The 19,475-nt window shown below is 68.2% G+C and carries 18 protein-coding genes; 7 read left to right on the top strand and 11 right to left on the bottom strand.

The genetic code is table 11. The annotated features are described in order from the left end of the window. Positions 1-3 precede the first annotated feature (3 nt). The 8 genes from AC3A3J_RS07035 to nrdH form a co-directional block, all read right to left on the bottom strand. Positions 4-1,545: a sugar ABC transporter ATP-binding protein gene (locus tag AC3A3J_RS07035; RefSeq protein WP_487671591.1), complete on the bottom strand. Its 1,542-nt coding sequence runs from the start codon at positions 1,543-1,545 to the stop codon at positions 4-6. After that, complete coding sequence (locus AC3A3J_RS07030) at positions 1,545-2,573, bottom strand: sugar ABC transporter substrate-binding protein (RefSeq protein ID WP_487671590.1); 1,029 nt, start codon at positions 2,571-2,573, stop codon at positions 1,545-1,547. Before AC3A3J_RS07030 ends, AC3A3J_RS07035 begins: the two co-directional genes overlap by 1 nt. 125 nt (positions 2,574-2,698) lie before the next feature. Further along, positions 2,699-3,700: an ABC transporter permease gene (locus tag AC3A3J_RS07025; protein WP_487671589.1), complete on the bottom strand. Its 1,002-nt coding sequence runs from the start codon at positions 3,698-3,700 to the stop codon at positions 2,699-2,701. Further along, on the bottom strand, positions 3,697-4,626 hold the full coding sequence (locus AC3A3J_RS07020) for a ribokinase (protein WP_487671588.1): 930 nt from the start codon (positions 4,624-4,626) through the stop codon (positions 3,697-3,699). Before AC3A3J_RS07020 ends, AC3A3J_RS07025 begins: the two co-directional genes overlap by 4 nt. Before the next feature lie 164 nt (positions 4,627-4,790). Then, positions 4,791-5,768 carry a class 1b ribonucleoside-diphosphate reductase subunit beta gene (gene nrdF, locus AC3A3J_RS07015; protein WP_487671587.1) on the bottom strand — a complete coding sequence of 326 codons (978 nt, stop codon included), beginning with the start codon at positions 5,766-5,768 and terminating at the stop codon, positions 4,791-4,793. A gap of 49 nt (positions 5,769-5,817) precedes the next feature. Continuing rightward, positions 5,818-7,965 (bottom strand): class 1b ribonucleoside-diphosphate reductase subunit alpha, encoded by a 2,148-nt coding sequence (gene nrdE / locus AC3A3J_RS07010; protein ID WP_487671586.1) that lies wholly within the window; start codon positions 7,963-7,965, stop codon positions 5,818-5,820. Beyond that, positions 7,962-8,411, bottom strand: a complete 450-nt coding sequence (nrdI, locus tag AC3A3J_RS07005) for a class Ib ribonucleoside-diphosphate reductase assembly flavoprotein NrdI (protein ID WP_314651052.1) — start codon at positions 8,409-8,411, stop codon at positions 7,962-7,964. Before nrdI ends, nrdE begins: the two co-directional genes overlap by 4 nt. 26 nt (positions 8,412-8,437) lie before the next feature. Then, positions 8,438-8,671 carry a glutaredoxin-like protein NrdH gene (gene nrdH, locus AC3A3J_RS07000; protein WP_017202656.1) on the bottom strand — a complete coding sequence of 78 codons (234 nt, stop codon included), beginning with the start codon at positions 8,669-8,671 and terminating at the stop codon, positions 8,438-8,440. A gap of 437 nt (positions 8,672-9,108) precedes the next feature. Between nrdH and AC3A3J_RS06995 the strand changes: the two genes are divergently transcribed. The 5 genes from AC3A3J_RS06995 to AC3A3J_RS06975 are packed head-to-tail and all read left to right on the top strand — an operon-like array spanning position 9,109 to position 13,649. Beyond that, positions 9,109-10,272 carry an MFS transporter gene (locus AC3A3J_RS06995; protein ID WP_487671585.1) on the top strand — a complete coding sequence of 388 codons (1,164 nt, stop codon included), beginning with the start codon at positions 9,109-9,111 and terminating at the stop codon, positions 10,270-10,272. Continuing rightward, entirely contained in the window at positions 10,269-11,183 is a 915-nt protein-coding gene (locus AC3A3J_RS06990) for a sugar kinase (RefSeq protein WP_487671584.1), read from the top strand. Before AC3A3J_RS06995 ends, AC3A3J_RS06990 begins: the two co-directional genes overlap by 4 nt. 44 nt (positions 11,184-11,227) lie before the next feature. After that, the gene (locus AC3A3J_RS06985; protein ID WP_487671583.1) at positions 11,228-11,986 is read left to right on the top strand and encodes an alpha/beta fold hydrolase; all 759 of its coding nucleotides are present in this window, start codon (positions 11,228-11,230) and stop codon (positions 11,984-11,986) included. Next, positions 11,983-13,143: an acyl-CoA dehydrogenase family protein gene (locus tag AC3A3J_RS06980; RefSeq protein ID WP_487671582.1), complete on the top strand. Its 1,161-nt coding sequence runs from the start codon at positions 11,983-11,985 to the stop codon at positions 13,141-13,143. Before AC3A3J_RS06985 ends, AC3A3J_RS06980 begins: the two co-directional genes overlap by 4 nt. A gap of 41 nt (positions 13,144-13,184) precedes the next feature. Further along, complete coding sequence (locus tag AC3A3J_RS06975; protein WP_487671581.1) at positions 13,185-13,649, top strand: Lrp/AsnC family transcriptional regulator; 465 nt, start codon at positions 13,185-13,187, stop codon at positions 13,647-13,649. A 30-nt stretch (positions 13,650-13,679) separates the two neighbouring features. On the opposite strand, the gene AC3A3J_RS06970 is transcribed toward AC3A3J_RS06975, so the two are convergent. After that, positions 13,680-13,955 (bottom strand): metal-sensitive transcriptional regulator, encoded by a 276-nt coding sequence (locus tag AC3A3J_RS06970; protein ID WP_314651070.1) that lies wholly within the window; start codon positions 13,953-13,955, stop codon positions 13,680-13,682. A gap of 51 nt (positions 13,956-14,006) precedes the next feature. On the opposite strand from AC3A3J_RS06970, the gene AC3A3J_RS06965 reads away from it, so the two are divergent. Together AC3A3J_RS06965 and AC3A3J_RS06960 are read left to right on the top strand one after the other, a co-directional pair. After that, positions 14,007-15,284 (top strand): DUF445 domain-containing protein, encoded by a 1,278-nt coding sequence (locus tag AC3A3J_RS06965; protein ID WP_487671580.1) that lies wholly within the window; start codon positions 14,007-14,009, stop codon positions 15,282-15,284. Between the two features lies 1 nt (position 15,285). Then, positions 15,286-16,200 (top strand): arginase family protein, encoded by a 915-nt coding sequence (locus AC3A3J_RS06960; protein ID WP_487671579.1) that lies wholly within the window; start codon positions 15,286-15,288, stop codon positions 16,198-16,200. Positions 16,201-16,207: 7 nt separating this feature from the next. Here AC3A3J_RS06960 and AC3A3J_RS06955 read toward each other — a convergent pair whose 3' ends face one another. After that, entirely contained in the window at positions 16,208-17,968 is a 1,761-nt protein-coding gene (locus AC3A3J_RS06955; RefSeq protein WP_487671578.1) for a tetratricopeptide repeat protein, read from the bottom strand. After that, a complete protein-coding gene (locus AC3A3J_RS06950; RefSeq protein ID WP_487671577.1) occupies positions 17,965-19,278 on the bottom strand; it encodes an ATP-binding protein in 1,314 nt (437 codons plus the stop codon). Before AC3A3J_RS06950 ends, AC3A3J_RS06955 begins: the two co-directional genes overlap by 4 nt. Positions 19,279-19,475: the final 197 nt, after the last annotated feature.

The raw sequence follows: 19,475 nt of genomic DNA, 5'->3' as shown, positions 1-19,475 counted from the left end.
ATGTCACCCGGCGGTCGCCGACGAGACGACGGCACCGGTGGCTGCGGCCATGATCGATTCCTCGGTGGCGTGCGCGGAATCGACGATGTCGACGACCCTGCCTTCGGCCATGATCACGATCCGGTCCGTGATGGTGAGCAGTTCGGGCAGATCGGACGACGAGCACAGCACAGCGACACCGCGATCGGCGAGGTCGAACAGCTGCTCGTAGATCTCGGCCTTCGCGCCGACGTCCACTCCCCGCGTCGGCTCGTCGAGGATGAGCGCGACGGGGTCGATCGCGATCCATCGGGCGAGCATCGCCTTCTGCTGATTCCCGCCAGACAGGTTGGTGATCGGCTGTGCGATGGTTGCCGTCTTCACCCGCAACCGCTCCGCGAGCGCTCGCGCGCTGCGGTCGAAGGCGCCGCGCCGTACGAGACCCGCTGTCGTGAGCCGTCGGGCGGTGAGCACGCCGACGTTCTCTGCGACGCTCATCGTGGTGAGCAGCCCCTGCGCGCGACGCTCGCCCGGGACGAAGCCGAGTCGACGCTCCACGCTCGCTATCGGGTTGCGGCGCTCGTACGGGACTCCGAGCAGTTCGACCGTGCCGCTGGTTCCGCCGTCGCCGCCGAAGATATTGTGCAGCAGCTCGACCCGCCCGCTGTCCGGCAGGCCGGCGACGCCGAGGATCTCACCCGGTCGCACATCGAAGGTGACGGACGAGTGCCGCCTGCCGCCGAGCGCGCGGACCGCGAGCGCGGGGCTGCCCGACGGGGCCTCCGTGCCGGAGGCGGCGCGGAGGTCCGCGCGCGATGCGAACTGACCGAGTTCCCGGCCCACCATCGCGGCGACCGCCTGCTCCGGCGTCACCTCGTCGCGACGCCAGGATGCCACATGCCGCCCGTCGCGCAACACCTCGATGCGGTCCGCCAGACGGAACACCTCCGGCATCCGATGCGAGACGTAGACCATGGTGGTGCCCTTGGTCTTGAGCGTGTCCATGAGGGCGAAGAGCCGATCGGACTCGGCGGGCGTGAGCATGGCCGTCGGCTCGTCGAGGATGAGTACTCGGCAGTCGCGCGCGATCGATCGGGCGACGACGATCAGCTGCTGGGCCGCGAGGTCGAGCGTGCGCACCGCCGTGCCGGGATCGATTCGGAGGTCGAGCTCGGCGAGGAGGTCGACCGCCCGCGCGAGCATCCGTCGGCGAGAGGGGAAGAGCCGGTTGCCGGGTTCGATGCCGGAGAGGATATTCTCCGCCACCGTCCGGTCCTGCAGTAGCGACAGCTCCTGCGGCACGATCGCTATCCCGTGGGTTGCGAGCATACTGGCGGGTTCGAAAGACGCGACCTGCTCCCCGAAGACGGTGACGCTTCCTCCGCTCGGCGGCTGCAGTCCGGCGAGGATCTTGAGCAGAGTGCTCTTGCCCGCCCCGTTCTCGCCGAGCAGCGCCGTGATCTCGCCCTCGGTGATATCGAAGCTCACGTCGTGCAGAGCGACCACCGGGCCGAAGTTGCGGCTGAGGTGCTCGATGCGCACGGCGAGCGGAGGAAGCCCGGACATCAGCCCTCCACCGTCGCTTCGCCGATGTTGTCGAGCGTGATGAACTGAGCGCCCGTGTCGACGCCCGTGATCTCGGTGCCCTCGGTGAGGAAGTCGTACAGCACCTTCACCGCCTGGTAGCCCTGTTCCTCGGGGTTCTGGCTGATCGTGAACGCCATGACGCCGCTGTTCACGAAGTCCGCGGTCTGGGGAAGCAGGTCGAACCCCACCATCGTGATGGCCCCAGTGTTTCCGCTCTGCTGCACCCACTTCGCCGCGGCAGTGGTGCTGCAGCAGTCGAGGCCCGCGATCGCGACGACGTCGGACTGGCCCGACATCGTCGATTCGACGGTGTTGTAGGCGGCGTTCGGCTCATTCCCGACATTCACGGGGCCGACGATTTCGAGCCCGGCTCCTTCGAGTCCCTCCTCGAAACCACTGAACCGGTCGTGCGACCATCCCGCTCCGGTGTCGAGCGAGAAGACGACCACCTTGCCGGTCACGCCCTCGCCGAGCACCGAACGGAGCTCCTCCGCCTGCGCCTGGCCGGAGGCCTTGAGGTCCTGCCCCACGAAGCCCATCTGCTCGGACCCGGGGTTGTCGGTGTTGAACGAGATGATCGGGATGCCCGCGTCGTAGGCCTGCGCGATGACCGGCTTGAGAGCGTCGCTAGAGGAGCTCGATACCGCCAGCGCGTCGACCGACTGCTGCTGGATGAGCGTCTGCAGTTCGGAGACCTGCTTCGCGGCATCTCCTCCCGTCGGTCCGATCAACTGGACCTCGGCACCGAATTCGTCGCCTGCGCGTTCCATGCCCGCCGAGATGGGCGTCGCGAATGCGAGGGAGGGGTCGTGGTAGCTGAGCTTGATGCGCAGGGGCTCGCCGTCGTCGACGCGCTTCTGGATGTAGTCGGCGAGCTGGAAGCCGCCGTCGCTGCCAGAGGCGTCGTTGCCGGCGGTGATGGCACCGCAGCCGCTCAAGGCGAGGGCGGCGGTGACCGCGAGGGCGCCCGTGGCGAGGAAGCGCCGGGCGATTCGAGTGAGGGACATCGATACTCCTTTGTCAGTGTCCGATTGCATGGAGGGGCGACCGTGGGGGCACCCCGAGGGGCCTCGCGCCACCCGGGTCGGGATACGTGCGGATGGCGGAGGAGGAGGGGCGAAACCCGCGCGGGTCAGGCCCTCGTCTTGCGGCGTCGCTGCCAGGTGTCCGCCGCTACGGCCGCCACGATGACGAGACCGGTGACGACGGTCTGCCAGAACGACGAGATGCCGTTGATGTTCAGGATGTTCTGCAGCAGCCCGATGAACGCGACCCCGATGACGGTGCCCCACATCGTGCCTGAGCCGCCGAAGAGCGCCGCGCCGCCGATGATGACGGCCGAGATGACCGTGAGTTCGAGACCCGTGCCGGTCACGCCCTGCACGTACGACAGGAACGAGAGGCCGAGCACTCCGGAGATGCCTGCGGTGAGGCCCGACAGCACGAATGCGGTGAGCTTGACGGCCTTGACGTTGATGCCGACGAGGCGGGCCGCCTCCGGATTGCCGCCGACTGCATACGTGTTGAAGCCGAGACGCGAGCGCGACAGGAGCACGATACCCAGAGCGGCGATCACCGCGAAGATGATGAGCTGCATCGGCACGACACCGAAGAGCCGCCCCTGCCCGATGAGCGTGAACTCCGCCACGCCCGCCTGCTCGCTGGACAGCGAGATCGGAGCGCCATCGGAGATGAGAAGAGCAAGTCCGCGGAACACGCTGAGGCTGCCGAGGGTGACGATGAAGCTGGGCACACCCAGGAGCACGACGGCGAGGCCGTTGAGGAGGCCGGCGCCGACGGCGATGACCAGCCCGATGACGATCGCCAACGGCCAGCCGACGCCGGCGGTGATGGCCATTCCGGTGGTGATAGCGGACAGTGCGTAGATCGAACCGACGGACAGGTCGATCTCGCCGTTGATGATGACGAAGGTGGCGCCGATGGCCATGATGCCGATCTGCGAGATCTGCTGGCCGACCGACAGCAGGTTGCCGCTCTGCGCGAAGTTCGGCTGCAGCACGGCTCCGAGGATGAAGAGGAACACGAGGGCGGCGAAGACGCCCGCCTCACGGGCGTGCAGGAGCTTGCGCGGGTCGAACCGCAGAGGGGCGGCGACGGTCTTCGTGGCGGTCATGAGGAGGCTCCGATCGAGTGGACGGGGATTCGGGGCAGCTGAGCGAGTGTCGGGAGCGCGGGGATGACCCCCTCGACCGTCACGGCGTGCGCGCCGGCGTGGGCGGCGAAGCGTGCAGCGTCGTCGAGCGACGCGCCCCCGGCGAGAGCGACCGCGAGAGCCGCGGTGAACGCGTCCCCCGCTCCGGTGGTGTCGACGACCTCGTCGACGCGGAGCGGATCGATCATGGCGGTGCCATCGTCGCTCGCAAGGAGAGCTCCGGCGCCGCCGCGGGTCAGGATCACCGCACCCCCGGTGCGGTCGCGCAGCATTGCGACGAGCTCTTCGTCGCCGAGGCCGTGGTCGGACGGAAGGCCGAGCAGGATCGGGGCCTCCGTCTCGTTCGGCGTGATGACATCGATGAGCGCCCAGACATCGTCGGGCAGAGCGCGAGCGGGGGCGGGGTTGAGCAACGTACGGGTGCCGCGCTCGCGTGCCACCTGCAGCGCCTCCACCACGGCGGTCTCCGGGATCTCCATCGACACGACGAGGATGTCGGCGGTGCCGATCTCGTCCGCGAAGCGGCGGACGTCAGCGGCACCCAGCTCGTCAAGCGCACCCGGGGCGATGCTGATGCGGTTCTCCCCCGACGGCTCGACCAGGATGAATCCCACCATGGTCGGGCGCGTTCCCGTGATCACCTGCGAGGCATCGATGCCTTCAGATGCCCAGAGGCGGCGGGCGGCGACCCCGAAGGCGTCGTTCCCGATCGCCGTGAGCAGAGAGACCTGAGCGCCGAGGCGGGCGGCGCCGATGGCCTGGTTCGACCCCTTACCCCCGGGGCCTTCGGCGTACTCACCCCCGGTCAGCGTCTCGCCGGGACCCGGCGCGCTCGGCACCCGCATCGTGAGGCCGGCGCCGTAGCTTCCGACGACTGCGATCTTCATTCGCAGCGACTCCTTTGTCTATGAACAACTATGTACATGACGAGAGTAAGGAGCGCGGATGCCGGTGTCAAGAGTTACCCGGCGACATGACGAAACCCGCCCTGCGGACGGTTGTCCTCAGGGCGGGTTCGTGGTGCGCGATGCGCGGGCGGTGACTCCCGGGGTCAGAAGTCCCAGTCGTCGTCTTCGGTGGCCTCGGCCTTGCCGATGACGTACGACGAGCCCGACCCCGAGAAGAAGTCGTGGTTCTCGTCGGCGTTCGGCGACAGAGCCGACAGGATCGCCGGGTTCACGTTCGTGACGGTCGAGGGGAACATGGCCTCGTAGCCGAGGTTCATGAGCGCCTTGTTGGCGTTGTAGTGCAGGAACTTCTTGACGTCCTCGGTGAGACCGACGCCGTCGTAGAGGTCCTGCGTGTACTGCACCTCGTTGTCGTAGAGCTCGAACAGCAGGTTGAACGTGTAGTCCTTCAGCTCCTGGCGGCGCTCGTCGGACTCGTTCTCGAGACCCTTCTGGAACTTGTAGCCGATGTAGTACCCGTGCACGGCCTCGTCGCGGATGATGAGGCGGATCAGGTCGGCCGTGTTGGTGAGCTTGGCCTTCGACGACCAGTAGATCGGCAGGTAGAAGCCCGAGTAGAACAGGAACGACTCGAGCAGCGTCGAGGCGATCTTACGCTTGAGCGGGTCGTCGCCCTGGTAGTAGTCCATGATGATCTGCGCCTTCTTCTGAAGGTTCGGATTCTCGGTGGACCAGCGGAACGCCTCGTCGATCTCCTTCGTCGACGCGAGCGTCGAGAAGATCGAGGAGTAGCTCTTCGCATGCACCGACTCCATGAACGCGATGTTCGTGTAGACGGCCTCCTCGTGCGGCGTGATCGCATCGGGGATGAGCGACACGGCGCCCACGGTGCCCTGGATCGTGTCGAGCAGCGTGAGGCCGGTGAACACGCGCATGGTGAGCAGCTGCTCTTCCGGGGTGAGCGTGTTCCACGACTGCACGTCGTTCGACAGCGGCACCTTCTCGGGCAGCCAGAAGTTGTTCACCAGACGGTTCCAGACCTCGAGGTCCTTGTCGTCCTGGATGCGGTTCCAGTTGATCGCCTGCACGCTGTCGACCAGCTTGAGTCGTTCGGGGGTCATGTTCCTTGTTTCCTTGTTTCCTGAATCGCTGAGCCTGGTGACCGGTGGGTCAGAGCATGCAGGAGACGCACTCGGTCATGTCGGTGCCCTCGAGCGCCAGCTGACGCAGGCGGATGTAGTAGATCGTCTTGATGCCCTTGCGCCATGCGTAGATCTGCGCCTTGTTGATGTCGCGGGTGGTGGCGGTGTCCTTGAAGAACAGCGTCAGCGACAGGCCCTGGTCGACGTGCTGCGTGGCCGCGGCGTAGGTGTCGATGACCTTCTCGTAGCCGATCTCGTACGCGTCCTGGTAGTACTCCAGGTTGTCGTTCGTCATGAACGCCGCCGGGTAGTACACGCGACCGAGCTTGCCTTCCTTGCGGATCTCGATCTTCGACGCGATCGGGTGGATCGACGACGTCGAGTTGTTGATGTACGAGATCGAGCCCGTGGGCGGCACGGCCTGCAGGTTCTGGTTGTAGATGCCGTGCTCCTGGATGGAGGCCTTGAGAGCGACCCAGTCGTCCTGCGTCGGGATGTGCTTGCCCGCGAAGAGTTCCTTGACCTTCTCGGTCTCGGGCACCCAGGCGCGGTCGATGTACTTGTCGAAGAACTCGCCCGACGCGTACGTCGAGTCGGCGAAGCCCTCGAAGGACTGCTTGCGCTCGATGGCCAGCTTGTTCGACGCGCGCAGCGCGTGGAACAGCACGGTATAGAAGTAGATGTTCGTGAAGTCGACACCCTCTTCCGAGCCGTAGTAGACGTGCTCGCGGGCGAGGTAGCCGTGCAGGTTCATCTGTCCGAGACCGATCGCGTGGGAGCGGTCGTTGCCGTCCTCGATCGAGCGCACCGAACGGATGTGGCTCTGGTCGCTCACCGCGGTGAGCGCGCGGATGGCGGTCTCGACGGTCTGACCGAGGTCGTCGGCATCCATCGACAGCGCGATGTTCATCGAGCCGAGGTTGCAGGAGATGTCCTTGCCGATCTCCTTGTACGACAGGTCGTCGTTGTAGGTGGTCGGGGTGTTCACCTGCAGGATCTCGCTGCAGAGGTTCGACATGTTGATGCGCCCCTTGATGGGGTTGGCCTTGTTGACCGTGTCTTCGAACATCACGTACGGGTAGCCCGACTCGAACTGGATCTCGGCGACGGTCTGGAAGAACTCGCGGGCGTTGATCTTCGTCTTCTTGATGCGGGGGTCGTCGACCATCTCGCGGTACTTCTCGGTGACCGAGATGTCGCCGAAGGGCACGCCGTAGACGCGCTCGACGTCGTACGGCGAGAAGAGGTACATGTCCTCGTCGTTCTTCGCGAGCTCGAACGTGATGTCGGGCACGACGACGCCGAGCGACAGCGTCTTGATGCGGATCTTCTCGTCGGCGTTCTCGCGCTTGGTGTCGAGGAATCGCATGATGTCGGGGTGGTGCGCGTTCAGGTACACCGCACCCGCACCCTGGCGCGCGCCGAGCTGGTTGGCGTAGCTGAAGCTGTCTTCGAGGAGCTTCATCACGGGGATGATGCCCGACGACTGGTTCTCGATCTGCTTGATGGGCGCACCCGACTCGCGGATGTTCGACAGCAGCAGCGCCACGCCGCCGCCGCGCTTCGAGAGCTGCAGGGCGGAGTTGATGCCGCGGGCGATCGACTCCATGTTGTCTTCGATGCGCAGCAGGAAGCAGCTGACGAGCTCGCCGCGCTGGGCCTTGCCGGCGTTGAGGAACGTCGGGGTGGCGGGCTGGAAGCGGCCCGAGATGATCTCGTCGACGAGCGAGACGGCGAGGTTCTCGTCACCGTCGGCGAGCGCGAGGGCCGTCATGACGACGCGGTCCTCGAAGCGCTCGAGGTAGCGCTTGCCGTCGAAGGTCTTGAGCGTGTAGCTCGTGTAGTACTTGAACGCGCCGAGGAACGTCTCGAAGCGGAACTTCTTGGCGTAGGCCCGGTCGTTGAGCTTCTGGATGAAGTCGAACGAGTACTGCTCGAGCACGGCGCCCTCGTAGTACTCCTTCTCGACGAGGTAGTCGAGGCGCTCCTTGAGGGAGTGGAAGAACACGGTGTTCTGGTTCACGTGCTGCAGGAAGTACTCCCGCGCGGCGCGCTTATCGGCGTCGAACTGGATCTTCCCGTTCGCGTCGTAGAGGTTCAGCATCGCGTTGAGGGCGTGGTAGTCCAGCCCCTCGTATGCCGGGTTGATCTTGAAGGCCGCCGCCTGCTCGGTCATCGCCTGCTCGTCAACTGCGCTGTCCACCGTCGTTCCAATCCGTCGCTCACGCGATCCACGTCGTCCTGTGTGCCGAATATCTCGAGCCGATACAAGTGGGGCACGTCGCACTTGCGGCTGATGATGTCTCCGGCGAGGCAGAACGCCTCGCCGAAGTTGGTGTTGCCTGCGGAGATGACTCCGCGGATGTGACGACGGTTGCGCTCGTCGTTGAGGAACCGGATCACCTGCTTGGGCACCGCTCCGCGCTCGACGCCACGACCTTCTCCCCCGCCGTAGGTCGGGGTGACCAGCACGAAGGGCTCGTCGACGACGAGGTCATCTTCGTTCCGGTGGATCGGGATGCGTCGGGCCGGGAGGCCCAGTTTCTCGATGAAGCGCGCGGTGTTGCCCGACACGCTCGAGAAGTACACGAGGAGCGGCGCTGCGGTCGCGACGGCGTTCATGCTCGACCCCGCTTCCGGCCGCGGGCTCAGGCCAGGCGCGACGCGAGCTCGTCGATCTTGTCGGGACGGAAGCCCGACCAGTGGTCCTCGTCGGTGACGACGACCGGCGCCTGCATGTAGCCGAGCGCCTTGACCTGCTCCAGGGCCGTCGGGTCCTCCGACAGGTCGTGGATCTCGTACTCGATGCCCTTGGCATCCAGGGCGCGATACGTCGCGTTGCACTGGACGCAGGAAGGCTTGGTGTAGACCGTGATCGACATCTCGAATCCCCTCAGAATCTGTTCGTGGCCGGCTGTGGTCCGCCGGGAGTTCAATACTACATATAGGGACGGACACTCGGAGTGACCACAAGGGGTAGTAGTTACATTCGTGTAGTTTTTCCACCGCTCTCCCCATGTACAACACAGGTTGTCCACCGTTTCTTCCACAGGCGCGGCCCCTGCGGAGGGGGTTCCGAACCGCGGGAATCCGCGGGTCGGATCACCCGGGGAGAGATCCATCCACAGGGGGGACCGTACGCGGGGTCTCCGACATTCCGATTTCTGTGGAGAATGCGCCTCGGCGTGTCGTCGGCGTGTCGCGTCGAGTGCCCCACCCCGCCGTCTGCGACATCGCGTCCTGCGGCGTCGGCGGCGCCCGGTACCGTTGTCTCGTGGCGGGATATCGGGATCTTCTTCGCACGCCCGGCGTGGCGCGCATGATCGCAGCGCAGCTGACGGCGCGCTTCCCCAACGGCATGGCCTCGCTCGCGATCCTCCTGCACGTGGAGCAGCAGACCGGCTCCTACGGGGCGGCCGGCCTCGTGCTCGCCGCGACGAGCATCGGGCAGGCCGTCGCGGGCCCCGTCACCAGCCGGTGGATGGGCGTCTGGGGCATGCGCCGCGTGCTGACGCTCACGTCGATCGTGTGCGTGGCGGCGGTGCTCTGCCTGGCCCTGCTCCCGCTGAGCCTCCCGGGGTACATGGTGCTCGGCATGATCGCCGGCCTGTCGACGCCGCCGGTGCAGGCCGCCGTGCGGACGATCTACCCCAAGCTGGTCAACGCCCGCCAGCTCACGCCCCTCTTCTCTCTCGACGCGTCGCTGCAGGAGATCATCTGGATCCTCGCGCCGGTCGTCATCACCCTCGTCAGCACGCAGATCGGTACGACGGAGGGTCTTCTCCTCGTCGCCGTGATCCTCGTGGGGGGCGGCTCGTGGTTCATCCTCTCCCCCGAGGTCGGTCGCGTCCGCATCCCGCGCAGCCGCAACGCGCTCGGCAAGGTCGTGCTCAAGCCGCCGGTGCTCATGGCGACCGTCATCGGCTTCCTCCTCATCGGCGCCTGCTCCGCGGTCGAGGTCGGCGTGGTCGCGACGTTCGAGCACGGCAGCCTGGCCGCCGGTCTCGTGCTGGCCGTGTTCTCGGTCGGCAGCCTCGTCGGCGGCCTCTCGTTCGGCCACATCCCGATCGGCCCCTGGGCCATGGCCCGCCGACTGGCCATCGTCACGGTCGGGCTCGCGCTGACGATGGTGTCGTTGAACGTGTTCTGGCTCGGCGGCACCCTCGTGCTCGCGGGCATCGGCATCGCGCCCGCCCTGGCGGTGCTCTTCGCCGTCACCACCGCCAGCGTCAAATTCAGCGAGACGGCCGAGGCGTTCGGATGGGCGGGCACCGGACAGCTCATCGGCGCCGCCGCCGGTTCCGCCGTCGCGGGCTTCCTGGTCGACCTGAGCGATGCCCGTGGCGCCTACCTGGCGGCCACCCTGTTCGCCGCGGCCGGACTCGTCGTATCCATCGTCTTCGTCCGCGCCCTCCCCGACCTGCGTCATCGCGACGCGAGCCCCCATCCCGACACCGAGCCCCTGGCGGTCACCCCCTCATGAGCATCCCTTCGCCTGCAACCCCCACCACCCCCGAGATCGTCTGCGTGGGCGAGTCCATGGGACTCGTCACCGCGCTCGGCGCCCCTCTCGCCGAGACCGAGACGGCGGCCCTCGGCCTGGCCGGGGCCGAGGCGAACGTCGCCGCGGGGATGGTGGCTGCGGGCCATCGCGCCGTCTGGGCGTCGCGTCTCGGCGACGACCCGATCGCACAGCGCATCACCACCGAGATGCGCCGGCGCGGGGTCGAGCTGTGGGTCGAGACCGATGCGGATGCCCCCACCGGCGTCATGTTCAAGGACCCGGGCATCGAGTCGTCGCGCGTCTACTACTACCGTCGCGGGTCCGCCGCCTCGCGCATGGCGCCCGGTTTCCTCCCTCCGGAGCGTCTGCAGGGCGTGCGGATCGTGCACACCACCGGCATCACCCCCGCGCTCTCGGAGTCGTGCCGCGCGATGGTCGACGGCCTGTACGACGACGCACGCGCCGCGGGTGCGATCGTCTCGTTCGATGTGAACGACCGGCGGGCGCTGTGGTCGCTCGACGATGCGCGGGCGACCCTCGCCCGTCTCGCGGATGCCGCCGACATCGCGTTCGTGGGCCGCGACGAGGCCGAGCGCCTGTGGGGCACGGTCACCGCCGACGACGTGCGGGCGCACCTGTCGTCGTGCGCCCTGCTCGTGGTGAAGGACGGTGATGTCGGAGCGACGGCGTTCTCGGGCGACGATGAGCCCGTGTTCGTCCCGGCGCCGCGCGTCGACGTGGTCGAGCCGGTGGGCGCCGGCGATGCGTTCGCGTCCGGCTTCCTCGCCGCCACGCTCGACGGGGCCGACCTCGCGACCCGTCTCTCGGCCGGACACGCCGCGGCTGCGCGCGTGCTCACCACCCACGGAGACATGCCGCCGCTCGACTGAGCACGGCCGGCGCCCGTGTCGGCGCATCGTCCTAGGCTGAGGGCATGCCCTCGCCGCTCCTGCTGCCCCGACTCGCCTGGGGGCATCCGTCCTCCTCCCGCCGCGCCCTGCTCGTACACGGACTCGGCTCGTCGGCGGCGCTGATGTGGCGCGTCGGCGTCGCCCTCGCCGAGGCGGGATGGCACGCGACGGCCGTCGACCTGCGCGGGCACGGCGATGCGCCGCGTGCGCTCGACTACTCGGTCGCGGCGTTCGGCGCCGACCTCGCCGCCACGCATCCCGACGACGGGGGCCCGTGGGATGCCGTCGTCGGGCATTCCCTCGGCGGCGCCGCGAGCACGGTCGCCGCCGCCTCCGCGCCCGCATGGACGCGGCGCCTCGTCCTGCTCGACCCGGCCATCCTCGTCGACGGGCACGACGCCGCCGTCGTGCGCCGCAGCCAGGAGCGCGCCTTCGCCGACACCCGCATCGAGACGGTGCGGGCCGAGCATCCGCACTGGCACCCGCACGACCACGAACTCAAGGTCGACGCGGTGCGGCGCGCCAGCGCGTGGGCCGTCGAGCAGACGAGCGTGCAGAACACGCCATGGGACGTGCGGCGCGAGGCGGCTCAGCTCGCCGTCCCCACCCACGTGATCGGCGCCGACCCCGAGGTCTACAGCATCTTCACCGGCGAGACCGCGGCCGCCGTGCTCGCCGCCAACCCGGCGATCTCGATGTCGGTCGTCCCAGGGGCGGGGCACTCGCTGCACCGCGACCGACCGGACGAGTCCATCCGCCAGATCCTGGAGGCCCTCGCATGAGCACGTTCGATCCCGCCGTCCACCTTCCCGACGCCCTGCTCGACCGCCTCCGCGAGCGGGCCCCGATCCACGACCGCGAGAACACGTTCCCTCACGACGACCTCGCCGATCTGCGCGAGGCCGGCTACCTGTCGATCCTCGTGCCGCGGGAGCGCGGTGGTGCAGGGCTCTCGCTGGCCGAGGCGGCGCTGCTCCAGCAGCGTCTGGCGACCGCCGCGCCGGCGACGGCCCTCGCGATCAACATGCACCTCGTGTGGACGGGTGTCGCGAAGGTGTTCTCCGACCGCGGCGTCGAGGGGCTCGAGTTCGTGCAGGACGGCGCGGTCGCCGGAGAGGTGTTCGCCTTCGGCATCAGCGAGCGCGGCAACGACCTCGTGCTGTTCGGCAGCGACACGGATGCCGTTCCGCTGGCCGATGGCGGCTACGCGTTCACCGGCACCAAGATCTTCACGTCGCTCGCTCCGGTGTGGACGCGATTGGGACTCCACGGTCTCGACACCACCAGCCCCGACGCGCCCCAGCTCGTCTTCGCCTTCGTCGAGCGCACCGACGCGGTCGACACGGCCGACGACTGGGACACCCTCGGCATGCGTGCGACCCAGAGCCGCACCACGCGTCTCTCGGGGGCCGTCGCCGATCGCTCGCACGTCGTGCGCCGCATCGACCCGGGACCGACGCCCGATCCGATCGTGTTCGGCATCTTCAGCGTCTTCGAGATCCTGCTCGCCTCGGTCTACACCGGCATCGCGCACCGAGCGCTCGAGCTCGCGGTCGAGACCGCGCACGCGCGCCGGTCGAAGCGCACCGGGGCGGCGTACAGCCAAGACCCCGACATCCGCTGGCGCATCGCCGACATGGCGATCGCATACGACGCCCTCCCCCCGCAGATCGCCGCTCTCGCCCGCGATGTCGACGAGCGCGTCGACCACGGCCCGCGCTGGTTCCCGCTGCTGTCGGGCGTGAAGCACCGCGCCGTGACGATGGCGAAGCAGGTCGTCGACGAGGCGATGCTCGTCGGCGGCGGAGGCGCCTACTCCGCCGGAGGGGAGCTCGCGCGCCTCTACCGTGACGTGCTGGCCGGGGCGTTCCACCCGTCCGACCCCGAGTCGGCGCACGCGACGGCGGCGAGCGCGTGGCTCGGTCCGCGCGAGGACTGACCGGGTTGCCGGTCACCGCCGCGGAATCCTACGATCTGCACATGCCCCCGACGAAGCTCCCCTCGATCGACGCGACCTCGAAGGCGATCATCGAACTGCTGCAGGAGGACGGCCGCCGGTCGTACTCCGAAATCGGTCGCGCGGTCGGCCTGAGCGAGGCCGCGGTGCGGCAGCGCGTGCAGCGGCTCACCGAGTCCGGGGTGATGCAGGTCGTCGCGGTGACCGACCCGATGCAGCTCGGCTTCCAACGCCAGGCGATGATCGGCATCCGCGTCTCGGGTGACGCCAGGGTCGTCGCGGAAGCCGTCGCCGAGATCGACGCGATCGACTACGTGGTGGTCACGCTGGGCGGCTTCGATGTGATCGTCGAGGTCGTCTGCGAGGACGACGAGGAGCTGCTGGCGATCGTCAACGACCGCATTCGCCCGATCGACGGCGTGCTGTCGACCGAGACGTTCGTCTACGCCAAGCTTCAGAAGCAGCTCTACAACTGGGGAACCCGCTGACACCCGGCCCCGCGCGCCGTCACCTCCGGCTCAACTCCGCGCATCGAAGTCGAACGCCTTCAGCAGCTCGCCGACGGCCTGCTCCCGTTCGTCGCCGCCGTTCTCGAACATGTCGGTCACGTGCGTGCGCAGGTGGTTCTCGAGGAGCAGTCGGTTCAGCGATTCGAGCGACCGTTGGATGGCGCGTGACTGCGTGATGATGTCCATGCAGTAGTCCTCGTTCTCGATCATCCGCGCGACGCCGCGGAGCTGCCCTTCGAGGATCGCCGTGCGGTGCAGGGCGCGCTTCTTGATGTCTTCGATCACCCATCGAGGCTACTCCGCCTGGGCGGGCGAGGACCGTGAAAGGATGCCTTCATGCCGCGCACTCCGATGGCGATGCTCTCGCCCGCCGATCAGGTCCGACTGCGCGCGCTCCGGCGCATGAAGGCCGTGGCGTTGGGCGCCCTCGTCTTCATGGCCGTGGTCTTCGTCGTCGCGTTCGCCTTCCAGGAGCGCGTGGGATGGCTGGGCTACGTGCGGGCCGCGGCCGAGGGCGGCATGGTGGGAGCGCTCGCGGACTGGTTCGCCGTGACGGCGCTCTTCCGGCGACCTCTCGGCCTCCCCATTCCGCACACGGCGATCATCCCGAACCGCAAGGACGAGATCGGGCGCACGCTCGGCGAGTTCATCGAGACCAACTTCCTCGCCTCCGACGTCGTGCGCACGAAGCTCGCGTCGACGGCGATCGCCCGTCGGGCCGGGGAATGGCTGCGCGAGGAGCCGCACGCCGAGCGCGTCGCGTCCGAGGGGGCGACGATCGCCACGGCGGTGCTGAACGCGTTGAGCGACGACGACGTGCGCGACCTGATCTCCGACCTCGCTCGCGAGCATCTGCTGGCCCCCGAGTGGGGCCCGCCCGCCGGCGCGTGGCTCGGCAGGATCGTCGAGGCCGACGCGCACCGCGGAGCCGTCGACCTCGCGGTCGAGACCATCGGACGTTGGCTCGATGCGAACGAGGAGTCGTTCCGCGGCCTCATCTCCCGCCGTCTGCCGTCGTGGCTCCCCCGGCTCGCGCATCGCTTCGTCGACGACACCGTCTACAGCGAGGCCGTCAAGTTCGTGAAGGCGGTGCAGGCCGACCCCGCGCATCCGGCCCGCATCGCGATCGACGGTTACCTCGAACGTCTGGCCGACAACCTGCAGCACGACCCCGCGACGCGCGAGAAGCTCGAATCGGCGAAGGCGTCGCTGTTCGACAGCCCGCGTGTGGGCGCCCTTGCCGCCGAAGCCTGGAACACGGCCAAGAACGGCCTGCTGACGGCACTGGCCGACCCGCAGAGCGGCTTGCGCCGCCGCGCCGCGCGCGCCCTGCAGGAGGTCGGCGAGCGACTCACCAGCGACGAGGCCCTGCAGCGCCGCGTCGACACGTGGGTGTCGGATGCCGCCGTCTTCCTGGTCGACCGCTACCGCCACGACATCGCCTCGATCATCACCGACACGGTCGAGCGCTGGGATCCCGCCGAGACCACCGAGAAGATCGAGCTCATGGTCGGCCGCGATCTGCAGTACATCCGTCTGAACGGCACCGTGGTCGGTGCCCTGGCCGGCCTCGCCATCTTCACGATCGCGCACGCCCTGATCCCGGGAGTATGACATGGCCCTCTCGCACGACCCGCTCTGGCCGCGCGCCGGATCCTGGCCCGCGTACGCCCCGCAGACCGGCGCCGACGCCGTCGTGCTCGGGGTGCCGACGTGGCGCACGTCGCTCTCGCCCACGGGGGCCGGCGCCACTCCCGCCGCGATCCGCGACGCCCTGCTGCGCTACAGCACGACGCTGATGGGCCCGCCCGCCGTCGACCTGAACGAGGTGCTGCGCGTCGCGGATGCCGGCGACGTGCTCGAACCCGACGGCGACGAGGGCGAGGCCTCCGTCATCGCGCGCGTGCGCGATCTCGACCCGGCTTTCGTGATCGCCCTCGGCGGCGACAACTCCCTGACCTACCCGGTGGCTCTGGGCGCCCGGGCGACCGGCCTGATCACCTTCGACGCGCACTTCGATCTGCGCGACGGGGTCTCGAACGGCACCCCGGTGCGTCGGCTCGTCGAAGACGTCCCCGCGCTCTCGACCGTCGACACCGCGCGCATCGACCCCACGCGGATCGTGCAGATCGGGATCGCCGACTTCGCGAACTCGGTCGCGTACGCCCGTCGCGCCGCCGACTGGGGCATCCGCGTGATCACCCTCGACGAGTTGCGTCGACGCGGCATCGACGACGTCGTGGCCGAGGCCGTCGAGATCGCCGGGGCAGGGTCGGATGCGCGCATCCATCTCGACATCGACGTCGACGTCTGCGACCGCTCGGTCGCGCCGGGCTGCCCCGCGAGCGTGCCCGGCGGCCTGCAGGCGTGGGAACTGCGCGCCCTCACTCGCACCGTCGCCACCGACCCGCGCGTGGTCAGCGCCGACCTCGCCGAGGTCGATGCCACGGCGGATGCCGACGACGCCCGCACCGTGCGGCTCGCCGCGCTGTGCGTGCTGGAGCTGCTGGCGGGCCTCGCCTCCCGCTGACGCGGCGTCAGGGAGCGGGAACCATCGTCGGCACGATCGTCGTGGGGTCGAAGACGCTGAGGTCGAGGCTGTCGAGATCGATCGGCTGGTACGTCGGAATGACTAGACGATCGCCGCTACCGTCCTCGAGTGGGTCTTCGCCTTCTTCGTGAGTGGCCGGTTCGACGCGATTCTCGGCGGCACACGGGTCGTCGGATACGCGATAGCAGCCGACCAGGTCGTACTCGTTCGGGGTGATAGGCAGGTGTGTCAGGTTGAGGAAGAAAAGCCCCATCACGACGATCGCAGCGATCCCGGTGCTCACGAAACGCGGCAGACCCGGCGCGCGATGGGTGATGCGCACAGCGTTGTCCTCGGGCAGGGCCGCGACCCGTCGTCTCTCGGCGATCCCCGTCGAGATCATCCCGACCAGCGGTGGCAACACAACCGCGGCGAGGGCCATGAACGCCATGCTGCGCGCGTCATCACGGAGGTCAGGGGCGACCGAAAGGGAGAAGAACGCCAGCAGACCCAGTGCCGCGCGCCCGATCATGCGTAGGCGCAGCTGACGGCGGTGCTTGGCCTCCCAGGCGAGCCCGTTTCGCACGTAGGTGTTCTCATTCGCACCGGCGATGCGCGATGATGCGTCGATGTAGCTCCCGTGCCAGAGCAGTGAGGCGGCCAGCGCAAGGAGCACGGCCACACCCAGAGCTGCGATACTCCCCCGCACCACAACCGCATCGCGGACGAACGGCATCGTCAATCCGAAGGCGATCATCGCCGTCCACGAGATCCTGCCGAGCACGGTGCGCACGCGCGCGAACCGTGTGCGTCGCAGCACCGACCGGACGAACTCGGGACTCATCTTCGCGACACCGGACGAGTACGAGGAGACGCGGAACAGCGTCGAAATCGCAGCGAGAACGAAGCCGACAACGAAGAAGAGCCACCCGACGTGCCCGTCGAGGAAGCGTCCAGCCACGCCGAACAGCATGAAAGCGAGGCCGACGAGAGGGGCGTCGACGAAGGAGGTGCGGAGCATCCAGAAAGTGCCGAAAAGCTGCTGCCTGGCGAACGAATCGCGCGGATCGATTCGGAGAATGCGTTCGGACTCGACGACCGACGCATCCTGCGCCCTCGTGACACTCGACGGAGCGAGCGACCTTTCGAGGACGACCGATCGGAGCTGCAGGAGCGTCAAATCCTCCGGGGCGATTTCGAGCCCGCGCTCCACATAGCCGAGGGCCCGCTCGTAGTCCTGGTCGAATACCCATGCGACCCGGGCCGCCATCTGGTAGCTGTCGGGATCCTGGGGGTCGAGCGTCAGTGCCTTCTCGACGTGCGCGTACGCGCGCTCACGCCGCTGGCCAGGTGGGGCACCACTCGATGTCCGACCTCCGGCGCGATCCTCGTGCTCGATGAGCAGAAGCCGGGCGATCTGCCGGTGGAGCATCGGGTTCTCGGGCGTCTCACGCAACATTCTGCGCAGGGCGCGCTCCGCCTCGGCGTAGTCGCCGTTGAGGAGATGCGCAGCGGCGGCCTGAAACAGCGCCTCGCGATGGTCGGGATGGGTGCGCAGCGCCGTTCGGGCGGACTCCAGCGCTGCCGCCGGACGATCCGCGCGATTCAGCAGCCACGCCCGCTGCGCGAGAAGATCCGGATCATCCGGAAAGTTCCGTAGTTCCTCCGCGAGCAACTCGAGCGCGTCGTCTTCGCGATTCTGACGCGCGAGAAGGTCAGTGCGTTGTATCGCGACCATCGCCCGCCGCTCGGTGGCGCTGTCGTTCATTGCCTCGGTCTCTTCGTGCGCGAGGACGACTCCGCGGCGAGATAGCGCTCGAGGTCGTCGTAGCGCCCGTCGAAGTTCGCGAACTCCACGACGTTCCGCGCACTCTGCAACCAGGGCCCCGAGCTCGGCTTCACCTCGCTTTGCGCGGCCCGAAGGTCGCCCATCCCGATCGGCCGTATCTCTCCGCTCGCGATCGACGCGCTCATGGCCCTCTCTGCCGCCGACGCGACGAGGTGGGAGAGATCGGCACCGGTGAAGCCCTGAGTCGCAGCGACGATCCGGCCCAGGTCTATGCCCGCGATCGGGCGGTCTTTCAGAGCGCTCTTCAGGATCGCGGCACGCGCCTCGGCATCGGGCGGGGTTACGAGCACGACACGATCAAAGCGGCCCGGTCTCAGGAGCGCGGCATCGACGTCCCAGGGATGATTCGTCGCTGCCAGGATGAACACTCCGTCGTTGTCCGAGCCCACGCCGTCCATCTCCTGCAACAGCTGATTTACGACGTTGCGCATCCACCCGAGGTTCGAGTACCCCGAGCGCTTTCCCCCCAGAGAATCGAGCTCGTCGATGAAGAGTACGCACGGTGCCAGTTCACGGGCGCGCTCGAAGACGTTCCTGACGTTCTTCTCACTCTGACCCATCACACCGTCGAGGATGTCTGCCACGGTGACCGTCAGGAACCGGGCGTCGAGCTCGCCCGCGACAGCTTTCGCGAGGTAGGTCTTGCCCGTGCCCGGCGGCCCGTACAGCAGCAGACCGCCGCGAAGGCTCTTGCCGTACGCCTTCGCGATCGCGGGGTTCCGCATCGGTTCGAGGAAAGCCACCCGCAGACGGTCCTTGACGTCGTTCAGACCTCCGACGTCGGCGAGCGTGACTCGTTCAGGCGGAGTCGTCTCCACGTAGTACGCACTCTCAACCTCGCTGATCCTGAGGAGACCGTCGTCGCCCGCGCGGGGCGCACCCGCCGCGTCGCTCACGAACGGGGGCTCGACGTCGACCCCGACCTCGCGTTCGAGCGTCGCCCAATCGACGGTGTCGGCGGCTTCCGCTGCTGCCACTGGGTATCCCGAAGCGGGAGGGGGCGGAGGAGCGGAGGGCGGAGCCGGTGCGGCCGTCGCTCGGACGGCGCGTTGCAGGAGCGCCAACGCCTGCACATTGCCCGGCTCTCTGCTCAACACCCCACCGAGCTCGGCGATAGCGAGTTCGCGGTGCCCGCCGTCCAGGAGCAGCTCGGCGAGATGCAGAGCGAGCGGCGCGGAATCCGGGTTCGCACGCACCGCTGCGCGCAACGAGTCGATGAGTTCGGACACGGCGGACTCCTCACGGTGGATCACCACGTGGTCGAAGGGAACGGCGCCGAACGATGGTGCGTGACCGAGAGCCCCCGCCCGCTGCGCCGAGGCAGTGAGGACACATGCTATGACGACACTCGCGGCCCCGACAACATCTCGTATTGGTATACCGAAGGCCCATCGCAAGCCGCCGACATGCAGCCTCGACACACCAC

The organism is Microbacterium sp. Soil_N32 (assembly GCF_057655505.1).
This window is presented reverse-complemented; position numbering and strand designations above follow the sequence as displayed.

Bases quoted from the DNA above. Each gene is read 5' to 3' on its own strand.
- AC3A3J_RS07035 (WP_487671591.1), bottom strand. From the start codon at position 1,545: ATGTCCGGGCTTCCTCCGCTCGCCGTGCGCATCGAGCACCTCAGCCGC.
- AC3A3J_RS07030 (WP_487671590.1), bottom strand. From the start codon at position 2,573: ATGTCCCTCACTCGAATCGCCCGGCGCTTCCTCGCCACGGGCGCCCTC.
- AC3A3J_RS07025 (WP_487671589.1), bottom strand. From the start codon at position 3,700: ATGACCGCCACGAAGACCGTCGCCGCCCCTCTGCGGTTCGACCCGCGC.
- AC3A3J_RS07020 (WP_487671588.1), bottom strand. From the start codon at position 4,626: ATGAAGATCGCAGTCGTCGGAAGCTACGGCGCCGGCCTCACGATGCGG.
- nrdF (WP_487671587.1), bottom strand. From the start codon at position 5,768: ATGACCCCCGAACGACTCAAGCTGGTCGACAGCGTGCAGGCGATCAAC.
- nrdE (WP_487671586.1), bottom strand. From the start codon at position 7,965: ATGACCGAGCAGGCGGCGGCCTTCAAGATCAACCCGGCATACGAGGGG.
- nrdI (WP_314651052.1), bottom strand. From the start codon at position 8,411: ATGAACGCCGTCGCGACCGCAGCGCCGCTCCTCGTGTACTTCTCGAGC.
- nrdH (WP_017202656.1), bottom strand. From the start codon at position 8,671: ATGTCGATCACGGTCTACACCAAGCCTTCCTGCGTCCAGTGCAACGCG.
- AC3A3J_RS06995 (WP_487671585.1), top strand. From the start codon at position 9,109: ATGATCGCAGCGCAGCTGACGGCGCGCTTCCCCAACGGCATGGCCTCG.
- AC3A3J_RS06990 (WP_487671584.1), top strand. From the start codon at position 10,269: ATGAGCATCCCTTCGCCTGCAACCCCCACCACCCCCGAGATCGTCTGC.
- AC3A3J_RS06985 (WP_487671583.1), top strand. From the start codon at position 11,228: ATGCCCTCGCCGCTCCTGCTGCCCCGACTCGCCTGGGGGCATCCGTCC.
- AC3A3J_RS06980 (WP_487671582.1), top strand. From the start codon at position 11,983: ATGAGCACGTTCGATCCCGCCGTCCACCTTCCCGACGCCCTGCTCGAC.
- AC3A3J_RS06975 (WP_487671581.1), top strand. From the start codon at position 13,185: ATGCCCCCGACGAAGCTCCCCTCGATCGACGCGACCTCGAAGGCGATC.
- AC3A3J_RS06965 (WP_487671580.1), top strand. From the start codon at position 14,007: ATGCCGCGCACTCCGATGGCGATGCTCTCGCCCGCCGATCAGGTCCGA.
- AC3A3J_RS06960 (WP_487671579.1), top strand. From the start codon at position 15,286: ATGGCCCTCTCGCACGACCCGCTCTGGCCGCGCGCCGGATCCTGGCCC.
- AC3A3J_RS06955 (WP_487671578.1), bottom strand. From the start codon at position 17,968: ATGAACGACAGCGCCACCGAGCGGCGGGCGATGGTCGCGATACAACGC.